Annotated in this window: 13 protein-coding genes; 10 read left to right on the plus strand and 3 right to left on the minus strand. The window is 70.2% G+C overall.

The window, feature by feature from the left end; genetic code table 11:
- Nucleotides 1-16: 16 nt before the first annotated feature.
- Genes VLJ82_RS07630 through VLJ82_RS07650 form a run of 5 tightly spaced genes read left to right on the plus strand, consistent with a single transcriptional unit; the run spans nt 17 to nt 4,408 of the window.
- Nucleotides 17-787 carry a thioesterase II family protein gene (locus tag VLJ82_RS07630; protein WP_408662737.1) on the plus strand — a complete coding sequence of 257 codons (771 nt, stop codon included), beginning with the start codon at nt 17-19 and terminating at the stop codon, nt 785-787.
- Nucleotides 784-1,842: a GSCFA domain-containing protein gene (locus VLJ82_RS07635; protein WP_408662738.1), complete on the plus strand. Its 1,059-nt coding sequence runs from the start codon at nt 784-786 to the stop codon at nt 1,840-1,842. Before VLJ82_RS07630 ends, VLJ82_RS07635 begins: the two co-directional genes overlap by 4 nt.
- Nucleotides 1,805-2,545: a hypothetical protein gene (locus VLJ82_RS07640; protein ID WP_408662793.1), complete on the plus strand. Its 741-nt coding sequence runs from the start codon at nt 1,805-1,807 to the stop codon at nt 2,543-2,545. Before VLJ82_RS07635 ends, VLJ82_RS07640 begins: the two co-directional genes overlap by 38 nt.
- Nucleotides 2,546-2,585: 40 nt before the next feature.
- Nucleotides 2,586-3,461, plus strand: a complete 876-nt coding sequence (locus VLJ82_RS07645) for a TauD/TfdA dioxygenase family protein (protein ID WP_408662739.1) — start codon at nt 2,586-2,588, stop codon at nt 3,459-3,461.
- Between the two features lie 29 nt (nt 3,462-3,490).
- Nucleotides 3,491-4,408 carry a methylenetetrahydrofolate reductase gene (locus VLJ82_RS07650; RefSeq protein ID WP_408662740.1) on the plus strand — a complete coding sequence of 306 codons (918 nt, stop codon included), beginning with the start codon at nt 3,491-3,493 and terminating at the stop codon, nt 4,406-4,408.
- A gap of 924 nt (nt 4,409-5,332) precedes the next feature.
- On the opposite strand, the gene VLJ82_RS07655 is transcribed toward VLJ82_RS07650, so the two are convergent.
- Entirely contained in the window at nt 5,333-7,336 is a 2,004-nt protein-coding gene (locus VLJ82_RS07655; RefSeq protein WP_408662741.1) for a carbamoyltransferase family protein, read from the minus strand.
- A gap of 182 nt (nt 7,337-7,518) precedes the next feature.
- Complete coding sequence (locus VLJ82_RS07660; protein ID WP_408662742.1) at nt 7,519-8,313, minus strand: SpcZ; 795 nt, start codon at nt 8,311-8,313, stop codon at nt 7,519-7,521.
- Between the two features lie 108 nt (nt 8,314-8,421).
- Between VLJ82_RS07660 and VLJ82_RS07665 the strand changes: the two genes are divergently transcribed.
- On the plus strand, nt 8,422-10,758 hold the full coding sequence (locus VLJ82_RS07665; RefSeq protein WP_408662743.1) for a lantibiotic dehydratase: 2,337 nt from the start codon (nt 8,422-8,424) through the stop codon (nt 10,756-10,758).
- Between the two features lie 183 nt (nt 10,759-10,941).
- Nucleotides 10,942-11,535: a helix-turn-helix transcriptional regulator gene (locus VLJ82_RS07670; protein ID WP_408662744.1), complete on the plus strand. Its 594-nt coding sequence runs from the start codon at nt 10,942-10,944 to the stop codon at nt 11,533-11,535.
- 361 nt (nt 11,536-11,896) lie between these two features.
- On the opposite strand, the gene VLJ82_RS07675 is transcribed toward VLJ82_RS07670, so the two are convergent.
- Nucleotides 11,897-12,661, minus strand: a complete 765-nt coding sequence (locus tag VLJ82_RS07675) for a hypothetical protein (protein ID WP_408662745.1) — start codon at nt 12,659-12,661, stop codon at nt 11,897-11,899.
- Nucleotides 12,662-12,855: 194 nt separating this feature from the next.
- On the opposite strand from VLJ82_RS07675, the gene VLJ82_RS07680 reads away from it, so the two are divergent.
- The 3 genes from VLJ82_RS07680 to VLJ82_RS07690 all read left to right on the plus strand — a co-directional run bounded on the left by VLJ82_RS07680 (nt 12,856) and on the right by VLJ82_RS07690 (nt 16,069).
- The gene (locus VLJ82_RS07680; protein ID WP_408662746.1) at nt 12,856-14,529 is read left to right on the plus strand and encodes a M28 family peptidase; all 1,674 of its coding nucleotides are present in this window, start codon (nt 12,856-12,858) and stop codon (nt 14,527-14,529) included.
- A 102-nt stretch (nt 14,530-14,631) separates the two neighbouring features.
- Nucleotides 14,632-15,237, plus strand: a complete 606-nt coding sequence (locus tag VLJ82_RS07685; RefSeq protein ID WP_408662747.1) for a DivIVA domain-containing protein — start codon at nt 14,632-14,634, stop codon at nt 15,235-15,237.
- Between the two features lie 70 nt (nt 15,238-15,307).
- A complete protein-coding gene (locus tag VLJ82_RS07690) occupies nt 15,308-16,069 on the plus strand; it encodes a class I SAM-dependent methyltransferase (protein ID WP_408662748.1) in 762 nt (253 codons plus the stop codon).
- The last annotated feature ends 10 nt before the right edge of the window (nt 16,070-16,079 follow it).

Consider the following 16,079-nt stretch of genomic DNA (forward strand, 5'->3'; position numbering starts at 1 on the left):
AGGAAGGACGAGCCGCGTGCATCCCGCCGAACCCGAAGCCCCCTGGTTCACCGCCGGCAGCAACCCCGCCGCCGCGACGCGGGTGTTCCTGTTCCCGTTCGCCGGCGGCAACGCCAGCGCCTTCCTGCCCTGGCAGGCGTCGTTCGGGCCGGGCCTGGAGCTGCGGGTGGCCCAGCTGCCCGGCCGCGGCATCCGGCTGTTCGACGCGCCGGTGGCCGATCTCGCCGAGCTGACCGGCGAGCTGGCCCGGGCGGTGGCCGAGCTCGCCGACCGGCCGTTCCTGTTCTTCGGCCACAGTGTCGGCGCGCTGCTGGCCTTCGAAACCGCCCGCCGGCTGCGCCGGACCGGTCGGCCGGCCCCGGTGCGCCTCTGGGTGTCCGGGGCGGAGGGCCCGCAGACCCGGCTGCTGCACCGCCACCTGCACCAGCTCGAGGAGGCCGAGCTGATCGAGGCGCTGCGCGAGTACAACGGCACGGACTCGGAGATGCTGGCCAACCAGGAGCTGATGCAGCTGGTGCTGCCGGGGGTACGCGCCGACTTCGCGCTGAGCGAGCGGTACCTCTACCGCCCCGAGCCGCCGCTGGACCTGCCGATCTCGGTGCTGCTGGGCGACTCCGACGAGTTCGTCGAGCCGGACCGGGCGGCCGGCTGGGCGGCCGAGACCAGCCGGCCGATCACCGTGCACCGCTTCCCCGGCGACCACTTCTTCCTCAACGAGCACCAGCAGGCCATCGCCACGCTGATCGCCGACAGCGCCGCGCAACCGGTGCCCGGGCGGCACCCGTGAACCCCTACCAGGCGCTTCCGCCCCGCTCGTTCTGGCGCACCGCGGTGGCCGAGCCGGACCCGGCCGACATCGACGGGTTGTGGACGCCGAAGTTCGAACTGGGCCAGGACGATCCAATCCTGACCGCGGGCTCCTGCTTCGCCCGCCACATCGGCCGGACGCTGCTGGAGCTCGGCATGAACTGGCGCGACGCCGAGCCGGCTCCGCCCGGGCTGACCGCGGCCGAGCGGGCGGCCCGCCAGTACGGGATGTTCTCCTTCCGTACCGGCAATCTCTACACCGCCGCGATGCTGCGCCAGTGGCTGGGCTGGGCCGCCGGGACGGATGCCCCAGGCACCGAGAGCTGGGTCGACGGCGGCCGGCACTACGACCCGTTCCGGCCGTCGGTGGAGCCGGCCGGCTACCCGGACGCCGAGGCGATGCTGGCCGCCCGCGAGGAGACCCTGGCCGCCATCCGGACGGCGGTGGGCGAGGCGAGCTGCCTGATCTTCACCCTGGGTCTGACCGAGGCCTGGCACGAGCGCGGCACCGGCGTGGTGTACCCGGTGTGCCCCGGCACCGTGCGGGGCACCTTCGACTCCGCCCGGCACGAGTTCGTCAACCACAGCTTCGCGCGGGTGACCGAGGACCTGCTGGCCGCTCTGGCGCTGGCCCGCGGCCTCAACCCGGGCCTGCGGCTGCTGCTCACCGTCTCGCCGGTGCCGCTGACCGCGACCGCTACCGGCCGGCATGCGCTGACCGCCAGCACCTACTCCAAGTCGGTGCTGCGCGCGGTGGCGGGGCAGCTGGCCGACGAGCATGAGCACGTCGACTACTTCCCGGCCTACGAGCTGATCACCGGGGTGCCGTTCCGGGGCGCCTTCTTCGAGCCGAACCTGCGGGACGTGACGGCCGAGGGGGTGCGGTTCGTGATGGGCCGGTTCACCGCGGCACTCAGCCGGCAGGCGGCCGACCGCGGGCAAGTTGTGGCCGGCCAGCCGGACTCCTCCCGACCGGCGAAGGGAGCTGATGAGATCTGTGACGACGCCGTCCTCGACTACTACAACGCCGGCTGATCCCGCGCCCGCTCCTACCAAGCCGGTTGCCACCAGGCCGAGCCGGTTCCTGCTGCTGGGCGACTCGCACGCCGGCCCGATCGGGCGGGCGGCCAAGGCGGCCGGAATTCCCTTCACCGGCGGGCCGATCGGCGCCGGCCGGGACTTCAACGCCGGGTTCCTCGAGGTGCGCGACGGCGACCTGGTGTTCGGAAAGCCCGAGGCGCAGGCGTACCACCGCCGGTTCCTCGACGAGCTGGGAGTGGCCTCGCTGGCCGAGCTGGAGATCCCGCTGGTGTCGACCTTCGGCTTCAATGTGCATACCTTCGCCACCACCGAGAACTGGGCCTGCTACCGGCTGCCGGACAGCAGTTTCCCGGCCGGTTTCCTGACCAGCCGGCTGTTCGACGAGATCGTGCGGGCGATGGCTCGCGACGCGCTGGCCTTCTACCGGCACACCCGCGGCCTGGGCCTGCGGGTGCTGGCGGTGCTGCCGCCGCAGCGGGTGCCGGCGATGTCGGACCCGCAGGTGTTCCTCGCTGCCCAGGACACGGTCGCGGCAAGCCTGGTCCCGCTCGGCGTGGAGCTGGTCGACCTGCGCGCCCGGGTCACCGACGCGACGGGTTTCCAGCGCCCCGAGCTGTGCGAGGGGAACGACCCGATCCACGGCAACCTGGCCTTCGGCCGGCTGATCCTGGCCGACCTGCTGGACCGGGGGCTGTAAAGCAGTGCGTACCGATTACCGCGAAGGGACCTGAGAAGACATGGACTCCTACACCCTGGCCGCGGCCGAGCGGCTGACCACCCGGCCGGCGCGGGACTACCGGCATTTCTCGGTCCAGCCGGTCACCCCGGTGATCGGAGCGGAGCTGACCGGCCTGGACCTGTCCCGCCCGCTGGACGACGAGCAGCTGGCCGAGGTCAAGGACGCGTTCCTGACCCATCACGTGCTGGTGTTCCGCGACCAGCACCTGAGTCCGGACGACCACAAGCGCTTCGCCGGCTACTTCGGCCAGCTACGCCGGTCGCAGCGGGTGGCCGGCGACGACCGGGACCCGGAGGTGCTCGACATCAAGGCGGACGGCAGCTCCAGCTTCGTCGACGGCAACGGCTGGCACACCGACGGCACCGCCGACGCTGAGCCGTCGCTGGGCTCGATGCTCTACATCACCCGGCCGCCGGCGATCGGCAGCGGCGGCGACACCATGTGGGCCAACATGCACTTCGCCTACGAGATGCTCTCGCCCACGATGCAGGCCTTCCTGGACGGGCTGACCGCGGTGCACGACGGCCTGATCCCGTGGCAGGGCTACCAGCCGCCGCTGGAGTACACCATCCCGAAGAGCGAGCACCCGGTGGTGGTGCGCCATCCCGAGACCGGACGCAAGCTGCTGTTCGTCAACCCGGGGTTCACCTCGCACATCGTGCAGCTGTCACCGGACGAGAGCCGGGGGCTGCTGGACATGCTGTTCACCATGGTGGCTACCCGTCCGGTGCTGAGCTGCCGGGTCCGCTGGACGCCGAACACCCTGGTGTTCTGGGACAACCGCTGCACCCAGCACCACGCGATCTGGGACTATTACCCGCACGAGCGGTACGGGCAGCGGGTGTCGATCAACGGCACCCGCCCCACCGCCTGACCGCTCCGGGCTGGCTACGGTCTGAGTTCATGGATCTCGTGCGCCGCATCGACCGCGGCACCGGTGAGTTTCTGCTGTTCTCGCTGACTCCCCCGCGCGCGGCCACCGCGCCAGAACGCGTGCCACAGATCGCCGACGCCACCATGGCCCGGTTGCGCCCGCTGGACCTCGACGGCCTGATCCTCTACGACATCGACGACGAAGCCTCGCGGAACCCGGCAGAGCGGCCATTCCCCTTCTCGCCGACACTCGACCCCGCGGACTATCTCGCGCACTTCGCGAGCTGGCCGACCCCGGTCATTCTCTACCGGGCGGTCGGCAAGTATCCGCCGTCCGACCTGCGGACCTGGCTCGCTTCCCAGGATCCGGCGCGCGTGATGTCGGTTCTCGTCGGAGCTTCATCCAGCAAGGCCCAGGGCAGAACATCGCTCGCGCAAGCTCACGCGCTGCGGCGTGAGGCGAACCCCGAATTATCGGTCGGCGGCGTTGCGATTCCAGAGCGCCACAGCCGCCGGGAGGACGAACACCTGCGACTGCTGGCGAAGCAGGACGAGGGGTGTCGATTCTTCGTGACCCAGGTGATCTACGACGTCAACGCAGCCAAGAACCTCGTCTCGGACTACCACTACGAGTGCGCCGCGCGCGGACGAAAGCCGGCTCCGATCGTGTTCACATTTTCGGTCTGTGGCTCCATGCGAACGCTCGACTTCCTGCGTTGGCTCGGCGTCGACGTGCCGCGGTGGATCGAGAACGACCTCAGGCATGCGGCCGACACGCTCGAAGCGTCGTTCCAACTGGCCATCACGACGGCAACAGAACTCATGACCTACTGCCGCACGCTCGGCGTTCCGTTCGGCATCAACGTCGAGAGCGTGTCCATTCGGCGGGAGGAGATCGAGGCGTCGGTTCGACTGGCACAGCAACTCAGGACGCAGCTCAAGGGCTGAGGTCGCTGTTGTTCGTCATTCCCAGGTTCACCTCGCACATCGTGCAGCTGTCACCGGACGAGAGCCGCAGCCTGCCGGTGGATCCGCCGTCTTGCCACATTGTCCTGGGCGACTGAAACCGCTCAGCCGCCCAGGACATGCATCGGATGTCGCTCAGGCATCTAAGTCCGAGCAGGCGCTCAGTTCGGCCAGCAGTGCGGCGGACGACACGAGCTGGTGGTGGCGCTGGCTTGTGCGCTCGTGGCGACCGCAGTCCCAGCGACCAAGCTGACTAAACACGCGAGAATGCCCAACCTTCTTTTCATTTCACCCTCCCTTCTTCAGTAAGGGCCTTTAACCTTCGCTAAATGCATGGATGGATCCTCTGCTAAGCGCCGCAGGTGGCTCGGTCACAAGTAATAGTGGATGCCTATTCTGTTACCCGCCGAAGGTATTTGTAAATAGGGCAGACCGTCTAAACATACTTAATAGCCGCACGTCTACCCGACGGGGCAGATGGGGCGAGGGCGAGTTGTCGGCGGCGGGTTCGTTCGAGCCGGGTGACGATGGCGATGCGGGCGAGAATGCCAATGCGCTCTTGAGCTCTCATGCGCCTGCGCATCTCGTCGTTCTCTTGCTCCAATGGCTTGGGCTGCTCCGACTCGTCTCGTCACATCCGGCGCTGACTGGAATCGATCTTCCTTCGGTTAATTACTCATGCCTCAGGAGGTCCCGCGACGACTTAGTCTCGATTCCCATGCGAGCTCGGGTAGATGACAGGGCAGAGCACCAAAGTCCAAGTAACTCCAGCATTTGAATCGAAGCCCTTAATCGCAGATGGCAATAAGTCAACGCCAGGGTGAAGAACTATTCCAAAGATTCATCATCTTCGTCGATGTCTCCTGTGTCGGATGAGCGCGAAAGCAGGCGACTGTCCGACCCGGATCAGGACAGTTGGGAGTCGGTAGCTGACCCACCTGCTCCGGCCGGTTGTTCCTGCCGCGCCTCCTGCAGCTGGAAGGCGACCAGGCCGCGGTTCTGTAGCCGCTCGAAGGCAACCACCGCCTCGGCCAGCGGAACCCCGGCCAGCGAGGCGATCTCGGCCACGCTGCGGCAACGATCCACCTGCGCCAGCAGGCCGAACTCCGCAGAGTCCAAAGCAGCGCGATGCCCGGTCCGGGTCCGCACCAGCTGCCGCAGCTGCCCCACCGCCCCCCGATGCGTCGGCAGCTCGGTCTCCAAAACCAGGCTCGGCGACAGTGCCGGCACCAGGCCCGCCCGGTCGGCGGTGTCGGCCGCCCGCACCTTGCTGACCCGCCGGCCCTGCAGGTACAGCACGTCGAAGTTGCTGGCCAGGAAGCATTCCAGCGCATCGGCCGGCGTCTCGACGATCGGCTCGCCGCGGATGTTGAACGAGGTGTTGAGCACCAGCGGCAATCCGGTCAGGGCATAGAACGCCTCGATCAGGGCACGGAACTGGCCCTGGTGGTCCGGTCGCACCGACTGGATCCGGCAGGTCCCGTCGGCGTGCACGATGCTCGGCACCAGCTGGGTGTACTGCGACCGGACCTGGGCCACGATCAGCATGAACGGGTCGTCTACGTCGAGGTCGAAGTACTCCGACGCGTGCTCGGACAGCACCGAGGCGGCGTACGGCCGGAACGGCTCGCGGAACTTCACAGCTGAGTTCAGATAGTCCTTCATGCCGGGCACCCGGGGGTCGCAGATGATGCTGCGGTGCCCCAGTGAGCGCGGCCCGAACTCGCTGCCCAGGTCGAACCAGCCCACCACCTGACCGGCCGCGACGTCGGCGGCCGCCAGCTCCGCCACTTGCGCGTCGACCGATTCCCAGCTGACCAGGTCGGCCCGGTCGGCCAGGGCGGCATCCACCTCGGATGGCGAGTACACCCGGCCGTGGTAGTCGTGCCGGTAGTCCCAGGACGGCACCGAACCGGTCAGCTCCCGGTGCCCGTACAGCGCGGCGCCGATGGCCACCCCGGCGTCGCTGGCGGCCGGCGTGATGAACAGCTCGGTGAAGGACGACTCGCGCAGCAGCCGGCCGTTGGTGACGCTGTTCAGGCCGACGCCGCCGCTGACCGCGAGCCGGGTCTCGCCGGTGCGCCGGTGCAGGTCCTCGGCCAGGTGCAGGATCGCCCGCTCCAGCTCGTCCTGCACCTTGGCGGCGACGTTGCGGCAGGTCTCGTCCTGCTCGGCCGGCAGCGCCGAGCGGGGCGGCAGTTTGGTGATCCAGAGGGTGTCGAGGTTCATCTCCGGGCCGGACAGGTCGACGATCGGATCCGGAAACGCGCCGGCGTCGCCGTAGGCGGCCAGCCCCATGGTCTTACCGGCGTGCTTGAACGAGCCGAAGATGTACTGCGAGGCCATCGAGTACATGTGCCCGAGGCTGGCGAACCGGAAGAACGGCCGGTTGGCGTGCCAGAGCGCCCACCGCTTGGAGACCACCGTCAGATCGCCGGCGCCGATTCGGTACAGCGACTCGGCCTCCTCCATCTCGGAGAACTCCGGGACCGAGTCGCCGAGCTCGGCCGCGGACCGGCCGCGGCGGGAGTACTCGCCGAAGCAGTAGCCGCTGCCGTCCAGGATCAGCACCGCCGCCTCGCCGAAGCCCGAGCCCACCCAGGCGTAGTAGGCGTGCAGCAGGTGGTGGGACGGGTTGGTGATCAGCCGCCCGGTGTATCCGCCGACCAGCAGGTCGGTGTCGTAATCGCATTCGGCCAACTGATTGACCACGATGCAATCGACCGCGTTCAGATCGGGCAAGCCGGCCGCGTCCAGGCAGTACCGGACGGCCAGGTGCGGAAAGCCTTCGTGGTACTTGACCCTGCTCAGCCGCTCCTCGCAGATCGCCGTCACCAGCTCGCCGTTGACCAGCAGGCAGGCAGCCGCGTCGTGCGAGGTGTTCAGCCCCAGGACGATGGTGTCGGTCATGCCGGCTGCCCGCTACGGCTGGTGCAGGTCGAGGTGCCCAACGCATTTCCCTTTCGGCGCCGAGTGTCCGCGCTGCCCCGGCCGGCCGGTTCTCATCGCACCTGTTCCGGTTTGGGCAGTGGAAAAGCACCCTAACCGAGCCGGGCCGTTCCGTCAGGCCCTTCGCGCCGACCTCCGGGGGTTCAGCCGAGGGCAGCGGCGCAGCTGTCGGCGAGACCCTTGGCCAGCCGGGCGTAGGCCGGCTGCCGGCGCCGAGCCGGGTCGCCGGGTTGCCCTTCCGGTTCAGCCGTGTTCGCCCAGGCGTGCGCGCAGGCCTGCACCAGCGCGAACGGGTATGCCTCGGCGTAGGCCTGCGGATCGCCCGTCGCGTAGGCCGCGGCCAGCACGGCTGCATTGGCGACCGCGTTGGCCTCGGCGAAGGAATCCCGGTTGGCGCCGGCGCTCATCGCGGCGTACGACTCGGCGAAGGACACCGCGCCCTGCTCGGTGAAGTCGTTTGCTTGCGCGTAGGCGCTGGCACTGGCATGCGCGCTGGTGTAGGCCTCGGCGTAGCCGTAGGCGTGCCGGTACAGCTCCCGCAACGCCGGCTCGAGCACCGCCCGCCAGCCCGCCTCGCCGAACCGCTCGCCGGCCGCCGCCCGGGCATGCAGCTGTTGCAACGCGAGCGCGGCGGGCGCTGTCAACCCGGCGGCGGCAGCCGACTCGGCCATCATCGGGACCACGGTGCGGGCCTGCCAGTCGTGCAGCACCACGAGCGCCGCACCCCGCTCGGCCACCAGGCCGGCGAGCCGGTGCGCCCACCGGGACGCGTCGGAGTTCCCGGAGTCCCCGTCGGCATAGCCGGCGTACAGGGTGGCCAGCACCGGCGGCAGCCAGGCCGGCAGCTGGTCGGCCCGCAGCACCCCGAAGGCCGCCGGCATCGACTCCGAGGACGCCGGCTGCTCGACGGGACCGGCGGCGGCCGGCGAGGAGCTCATCCGCCGGATCGTACCGGCCACGGCAGCTGGGCAGACCCGGCTGCGCCGGGCAGGACGGCCGGGTAGGTTTGCCGGCGTGGCCGGGTCGAGCTTCCTCGCGCGGGCCCGGTGACCGCGCCGGACCGGATCCGGCTGGGAACGTCGGCCTGGAGCATCTGGCCTGACCTCGCGGTACGCGGTGCCGGCTTTCCGGCGCGGCTGGTGCTGGCCCTGCACGATCCGGAGCTGTCCGCCGCCACGGACGCGGCCACCGACCCCGCCGAGGAGGGCTACCAGCAGGCCTACGCCGGCGCGGTCCAGCGGCTGTCGGCCGCGCTCCGGACGGTGGCCGTCGACCCGCGGTTCCGCGAGGCGGTGGCCTGGCAGAACCCCGCGCTGCTGCCCACCTGCCTGGACAAGGTGGCGGCCGGCGAGCCGCGCAACCACCGCGGCCGGGACCACCAGCAGGTCATCGTCAGCTACCTGCAGCGGTACGCCCTGAAGAACGAGACGATCGGCTTCTTCGGCCCGGTCGGCTGGGCCCGGGCGAACCCGGCCGAGCCCGCACTGTCGGTCCGTCCGGGGCCGGAGCTGGTGAGCCGGCGCACCACCTACTTCGAGACCTGGGGCATCGACGAACTGGCCGAGGCGATCGCCGGCCGGCCCGGGGTGCTGGCGCAGTTGCGGCCGCGCCGCAATGTCGCCTGCCAGCTCGACGGCAACCGGCTCCGCCAGCCGGACGGCACCGTCCGCGACCTGACGCCGCTGCAGGCCCGGCTGTTCGCGCTGGCTGACGGCGACCGGACGGTGGCCGACCTGCTGGGCGACCAGGCCGAGGACGCCGGGGCGCTGGCGGAGCTGACCGAGCTGGACGACCTCGGCCTGCTCGCGCTGGCACCGACCGGCCCGATCGAGGCCCGTCCGGAAGCGGGCCTGGCGGATCGGCTCGGCCGGATCGCCGACCCGGCCGTGCGCGGCTCGGCCCTGCAACCGGTCGCCGAGTTGAGCGCCGCGCGGGACGCGCTGGCCGCGGCGGCCGGCAGCGCCGAGCAGGTGCTGGCCGCCGGCGCGGCGCTGGCGGAGGTGTTCGCCCGGCATACCGGCCAGGCCGGCACCCGGCGCTCGGGCAGCAGCTACGCCGGACGCACCCTGGTCTATGAGGACACCGTCCGGGACGTCCGGATCGAGGTCGGCTCGGCGGTGCTGGCCGCGCTCGGCGGCCCGCTGGGCCTGGTGCTGGACAGCGCCCGCTGGCTGCTGCACCGGATCGCCCACCAGTACCGGGAGGAACTGCGCCGGCTGTTCACCGCCGAGACGGCTCGGCGCGGCGAGCCCGAGTTGCCGTTAGCCAGCCTGGTGGAACTGGCCGGCCCCGCGCTCTACGCGGTCGGGCCCGGCCTACCGGTGCCGATCGAGGCGGTGCTGCGGGATTTCCAGCAACGCTGGCGGGAGGTGCTCGACCTGCCGGACGGGGCGGCGCGCCACCAGGTCAGCTGTGCCGGTATCTCGGCGGCCGCGGCCCGGGCCTTCGCGGTGCCGGAGAACGAGCCGGCCTGGAGCACCGCGATCCACGCCAGCCCGGACGTGATGCTGGCTGCCGGCAGTGCCGCGGCGGTCGCGGACGGGGACTTCCTGCTGGTGCTCGGCGAGCTGCACATGGCGGTGAACACCCTGGAGGGCAGGCTGTTCGTCGAGCAGCATCCTGCGCCCGACCGGCTGCTGGCCTGGGCCGAGGCCGACCATGCGCACACCGGCCGGATCTATGCCATCCCGCCGAAGAACTCGGTGGTGGTCTCCTCGCGGGGCGCGCCGCCGTCGGCGCTGCTGTCACCGGGCTGGACGTACTGGTCGCGGTCGGCGGGGCCCGACTCGGTCTGGCCGCCGGCGCCGGTGCTGGCCGCCGCCGATCTGGTGGTGGTCGCCGAGGGCGCCGGCCTGGCGGTGCGATCCCGCAGTACCGGAAGGCACTACGACCTGCTGGAGATGCTGAGCGACTTCCTGTCCGGCGCGGTGATCAACGCGTTCCGTCCGGTGGCCGGCACCGGTCACCAGCCGCGGGTGAGCATCGACCGGCTGGTGCTGTCGCGGGAGTCCTGGCGGCTGCCGGTCTCCGGCGCGGGCTGGGCGTCGATCGCCGACGAGAGCGTCCGCTACCTGCAGGCCCGGCGCTGGCAGGCGGCGCACGGCCTGCCGGAGCGCGGCTTCGTCAGCGTGCCGGTGGAGGGCAAGCCGACCGCGGTGGACTTCGGCAGCCTGGTGCTGGTGAACCTGCTGGCCAAGCTGATCCGGCGCACCGCAGCGGCGGACCCGGCTGGCACCGTCCGGATCACCGAGCTGCTGCCCGACCTGGGCCAGCTGTGGCTGCCGGACGCGGCCGGCGAACGATACAGCTGCGAGTTCCGGATGGTGGCGGTCGACGGCGCCGCCCGGGCACCGTACCAGGCTGCTCGGGCGTCACACGAGTAATCCGCTTTTTCGCTTGCGCCGGGTTCTTCCTGTGCTATAAATCCGTTCCTTAGCACGTACTTTACAACGGACTCGCTACGGAATTCGTGGGGGCGGAAGGCGAGCGTGCATATGAGAAACAGCCTGGCTTTGACTGCGCATCAGTCGGGGGATACCGGGGCAGGTGCGCAGTCAGGCGCGCCGATGAAGGTGGCGGTGCTGGACCCGCTGGTGTGCTTTCGCCGGGGTCTGACCGCGGCCCTGTCGCAGGCCGGTTTCGAACCGTTCGAACCGCCGGACGTGGAGGACTGGGTGCGGTCGGGTGATTCCTGCGCGGTGGTGATCGCGTTGCTCACCGACCTGGACGCCCAGCGGCTCAGCCGCCTGCGCGCGTGCGCGCCCCGGGCACCGGAACTGGCGTTGCTGTCGGAGGTGACAGCCGATGCGTACTCCTGGGCGATGCGCTGCGGTGCGACGGCGGCCGTCAGCCGGGACGCGCCGCCCGAGGACATCGTCGAGTGCCTGTCAGCGGCATGCGACGGCCGCGTCATCATGCCCACGCCCGTCGCCCAGGCACTGACCACGGCCTTCGCCCCCTGCGACCATCCCGCCCTTGCCGCCACGGAGGTGCGCTGGCTGGCCTGGCTGTCCGAGGGCTGCACCGTCGGCGAGCTCGCTCGCCAGCACGGGTACTCCGAGCGGGAGATGTTCCGCCGCCTGCACCGGCTCTACGACCGGATGGGCGTGTGCGGCAGGACCGAAGCGCTGCTGGCAGCGCAGCGCTGGGGTCTGGTGTGAGCCCGCGTCGCGCACCGTGAACCGCCAGGCCCGACAGGACGGTGCCAGGGTTCTGGCACAGGGCTGCAACCAGCCGTCATGGACCGGCAGGACCATCCTTTCGCATAGTGATCTTGGCCAGCCCGAGGCCACCCGTAAGGAAGGAGGTCGTTGTGAGCCAGTGCGGTCACGGTGACTACAACTTCACCGGGAGCGAGTACTACTGATCGAGCGCGATCAGTGAGTACTCGCGGCGGCCAGGTCGACCTCCCCTCGGCGACCTGGCCGTCCCCCTTTCCTCACGGCACCGCCGGGCCTGCTGGTCCGGCACCGAAGGCCGTTGCTAGCCCTGAGATCGCCCGGCACCGGTCCGCGGCCGGTCTCACAGCGGGCAGTCGTCCTCGCCGGGGCAGGCCTCCTGCCAGATCGCCTGGCCACCGTCGCGGCCCTTCCCGCCGCTCTTGCCGGAGTTGCAGTGGGTGCACGACCACACGAAGGCCTTCTGCAGCCGGGTCATCGCGTCTCCGTCGGCGGCGATGTCCTCCTCGTCGTCGAAGCCGCCGTTGTAGAGCTGCTTCGCCTCCGACAGCAGGATCGCCTTCCAGTGGTGCCTGCCGTCGCAGATCAGCTCGGTCGCCAGGCCGGTCTGCTCGGTGGCGAAGTCCTTGACGTGGTCGATGCCCTCCGAGACGCCGGTGCAGCCGGCATCCCGGACGATCTTGCAGGTGCCGTCGTCGACGGTGTCCATCGCGGACTTGACGTTGGCGAACCAGTCCAGGCCGGCGCGCGAGCCCTTCCACAGCTTGCGGCCGTACTTGTCGGTCACCGGCTGGTAGTGCGGCCGGACCGCGACCGGCTTGGGGCCGCCCCGCTGCCGTTCGGTCCGGCGGTCCCGGTTGGCCAATCCGCTCTTCTCCTTGGCCGACCGGCCGCCCGACCCGATCGAGAACCCGCCCAGCCCCGGGTCGAAATCCAGCCCGGAACTCTCGGCAAGCCGCTCCGACTCGCTCTTGCGGGGCTTCTTGACCGCCAGCCCGCTGAGGGCCACCGACCGGGCCGGGGCGAGTTCCTCGGTTTCGCTTTCGTCCTCGCTTTCGCTCTCGCTCTCCTCGATCTTGTGCTTGCGGGACGGGGCGGGCCGTGACATCGGGGACTCCCAGCATCGGAGGAGAGATACGAACGCCGCGGATAGTAGTCGCGGCAGGCGGATACCGGTCGGAAATGCACTATTCCCAATTCATAGTCAATCCACATATCCTTCACACGCTCTCCGAACTCCCCCGGCACCTCGCGCCTGGCGCGCTGTGCTTCCCATCCCCCGGTACCCCCTAGGAGTAGGCGTTGAGACGTACCTCGATCCTGCGCGCGACGGTCGCGCTGGCCCTGGCCGGCAGCACCGTCCTGGCGCTCCCCGCCACCGCGGCCCAGGCCGCGGTGGCCGCACCGGACATCTCGGTGACCAACATCCAGACCCATCTGTCCCAGCTGCAGACGATCGCCACCAACAACGGCGGCACCCGGCGGTCCACCACGGCGGGCTACACCGCCTCGGTGAACTACGTCTACGACAAGCTGGTCGCGGCCGGCTACTCGGTGGTCAAGCAGTCGTGCACGTCCGGTTGCACCGTGGGCGCCGGCCCGAACGTGATCGCCGACTGGCCGGGCGGTGACCCGAACCAGGTGGTCATGATGGGCGCGCACCTGGACAGCGTGAGCGCCGGCCCCGGCATCAACGACAACGGTTCGGGCTCGTCGATGCTGCTGGAGCTCGCGCTCACCCTGGCCGCCCAGAACCCGGCGCTGGCCAAGCACGTCCGGTTCGGCTGGTGGACCGACGAGGAGCAGGGCCTCAACGGCTCGGAGTTCTACGCGAACTCGCTGCCCTCCACCGAGCGAACCAAGATCAAGAACTACCTGAACTTCGACATGGTCGCCTCCACCAACGGCGGCTACTTCATCAACCGGATCACCAGCGCGACCGGGCTGATCGTCAAGGCCTACTACGACTCGATCGGGGTGCAGACCGAGGAGAACACCGAGGGCGCCGGACGTTCCGACGACGCGTCGTTCAACGCCGTCGGCATCCAGACCAGCGGCATCGCCGCGGGCGCCAGCGCGATCAAGACCTCCGCACAGGCCACCAAGTGGGGTGGCACCGCCGGCGCCGCGTACGACTCCTGCTACCACCGCTCCTGTGACACCTACCCGAGCAACATCAACACCACCATCCTGAACCGGGCCGCGGACGCCGCCGCGTACGCGCTGTGGAACCTCGCGGTCGCCTCCACCACCGTGACGGTGAACAACCCGGGCAGCCAGACCGGCACGGTGGGCACTGCCAAGAGCCTGACCATGACCGCGAGTGGCGGCACCGCGCCGTACACCTGGAGCGCGACCGGCCTGCCCCCGGGCCTGTCGATCAACTCCTCGACCGGCGTCATCTCCGGCACCCCGACCACCGCGGGCACCTACAGCTCCACGGTCACCGCGACCCCGTCGGCGGGCACGGCCGGTTCGGCCACCTTCTCCTGGACGATCGGCACCGCCGGCAGCTGCTCCAGCCCGGGCCAGAAGCTGGGCAACCCCGGCTTCGAGTCCGGCAACACGGTGTGGTCGGCCTCGTCCGGAGTGATCGGCCAGTACGGCGGCTCCGGTGAGCCCACCCACGGCGGCACCTGGAACGCCTGGCTGGACGGCTACGGCACCACCCACACCGACACGCTGTCCCAGACGGTGACCATCCCGGCCGGCTGCTCGGCGACCCTGTCGTTCTACCTGCACATCGACACCGCCGAGACCACCACCACGACGGCCTTCGACAAGCTGACCGTCAAGGCCGGTGCCACCACCCTGGCGACGTACTCCAACCTGAACAAGGCCACCGGGTACACGCTGCGCTCGTTCAACGTCTCCTCCCTCGCCGGCCAGACCGTCTCGATCAGCTTCACCGGCACCGAGGACGCCTCCCTGCAGACCTCCTTCGTGATCGATGACACCGCGCTCAACGTGAGCTAGCCGAACACTCTCGGACCGGGACCGGGCATCCGTTGCGGAGGCCCGGTCCCGGCGTTTCTGCCTGTTAGGGTCGCGCCCGTCGAGTGCTGCCAGGAGGCGCGAATGGCATCAGGTGGATCGCTTACCGGCAACGAGGTGCGCGGAGCTGTCTTCGCCAAGCCGCCCTTGGGAAGCCACGGCTACGACTCGCACGAGGTCGACGAGTTCATGGACAAGATCGCGGCCACTCTCGACGGGTTCGGCTCGGTCACCGCGGACGAGGTGGCCGACAGGAGGTTCAGTCTGGCGTCGTCGCGCTGGGGAAACCGCGGCTACCGCCAGGACGAGGTGGATGCCATGCTGGCCGTCGTTGCCTCGATACTGCGTGGGCGCGCTGCCGGTGGCGAAACACCGCCGGGGTCAGCTACTCCGCCGTGGTCAGCTGCTCCGCCGGTTCGGCAGGAACCGATCGGCGGCTACCAGCTGCGGCAGGCTGCCTTCCGGAAGGTATCGCCCGGTCGGGGTTACGACACTTCGGCGGTGGACGAGTTCTTGGAGCAGATGGCCATCGCCCTCGACGGATCCGGACCGCGGATGACTCCGGAGGAGGTGCATCGAATGACGCTCCCGACAGCCACCGGGCTGCACCGTGGGTACGACGAGCTGGAGGTCGATGCCCTTCTCGACCGGATCGTGGCGGAACTGCGCCGGCGGAACTCCGGCGGGTAGCAGCCGCCGGCCCGCCCCGCTGGCACTCAGCTGCCTCCCCCGAGCCATTTCCTAGGCCATACTGCGGCGCATGAACGCACGTCCTGACATCCCGGCAGCGTATTTCGACCAGTGGTACGCCAACATGGCCGGAACCGCGCCGAACGACGCGATCACCCAGCGGCATCTCGGGCTGCCGCCCTCCCTGCTCTCGACCAGCCTGCTCACCTGGGACGGCATCGCCGAGGTCGTGACGGCGCTGCGGCTGCCGACGGGTGGCACGTTGCTCGACGTGGCGTGCGGCCGGGGCGGCTACAGGCTGGAGATCGCCGCCCGGACCGGGGCCCGCCTGATCGGCGTCGACTACTCCGCCGAGGCGATCCGGCAGGCGACCGAGAACGCCCGGGCCCAGAGTGCGCCGGCGCAGTTCCGGGTAGGCGACCTGGCCGCCACCGGGTTGCCGGACGGTTCGGTCGACGGCGTGGTCTGCGTGGACGCCATCCAGTTCGCCACCGACCCGGTAGCGGCCTACGCCGAACTGCGGCGGGTGCTGGCACCCGGCGGGCGGGTGGTGCTGACCTGCTGGGAGGCGGCGGACCGCACCGACCCGCGCCTGCCGGACCGGCTCCGCACTGTGGACACGCGTGCCGGCTTGCTGGGCGCCGGATTCGATGACGTCGTGGTCGTCGACCGCCCGGCGTGGCGCTCCGCCGAACGCAGCATGTGGGAGGAGGCCGCAGCCCTCGATCCGGGAGATGACCCGGCCCTGCAGTCCTTCCACGACGAGGGCGTGCAGATGCTCGGCCGGTTCGACCTGGTGCGGCGGGTCATGGCGACCGGCACCGCGCCCTGAAACGCCGGCC

Source organism: Jatrophihabitans sp., assembly GCF_035474675.1.
Lineage (GTDB): Bacteria > Actinomycetota > Actinomycetes > Mycobacteriales > Jatrophihabitantaceae > Jatrophihabitans_A.

Coding starts and splice junctions, on each gene's coding strand:
- VLJ82_RS07675 (WP_408662745.1), bottom strand. CDS start 12,661: ATGTCACGGCCCGCCCCGTCCCGCAAGCACAAGATCGAGGAGAGCGAG.
- VLJ82_RS07645 (WP_408662739.1), top strand. CDS start 2,586: ATGGACTCCTACACCCTGGCCGCGGCCGAGCGGCTGACCACCCGGCCG.
- VLJ82_RS07670 (WP_408662744.1), top strand. CDS start 10,942: ATGAAGGTGGCGGTGCTGGACCCGCTGGTGTGCTTTCGCCGGGGTCTG.
- VLJ82_RS07690 (WP_408662748.1), top strand. CDS start 15,308: ATGAACGCACGTCCTGACATCCCGGCAGCGTATTTCGACCAGTGGTAC.
- VLJ82_RS07650 (WP_408662740.1), top strand. CDS start 3,491: ATGGATCTCGTGCGCCGCATCGACCGCGGCACCGGTGAGTTTCTGCTG.
- VLJ82_RS07655 (WP_408662741.1), bottom strand. CDS start 7,336: ATGACCGACACCATCGTCCTGGGGCTGAACACCTCGCACGACGCGGCT.
- VLJ82_RS07660 (WP_408662742.1), bottom strand. CDS start 8,313: ATGAGCTCCTCGCCGGCCGCCGCCGGTCCCGTCGAGCAGCCGGCGTCC.
- VLJ82_RS07685 (WP_408662747.1), top strand. CDS start 14,632: ATGGCATCAGGTGGATCGCTTACCGGCAACGAGGTGCGCGGAGCTGTC.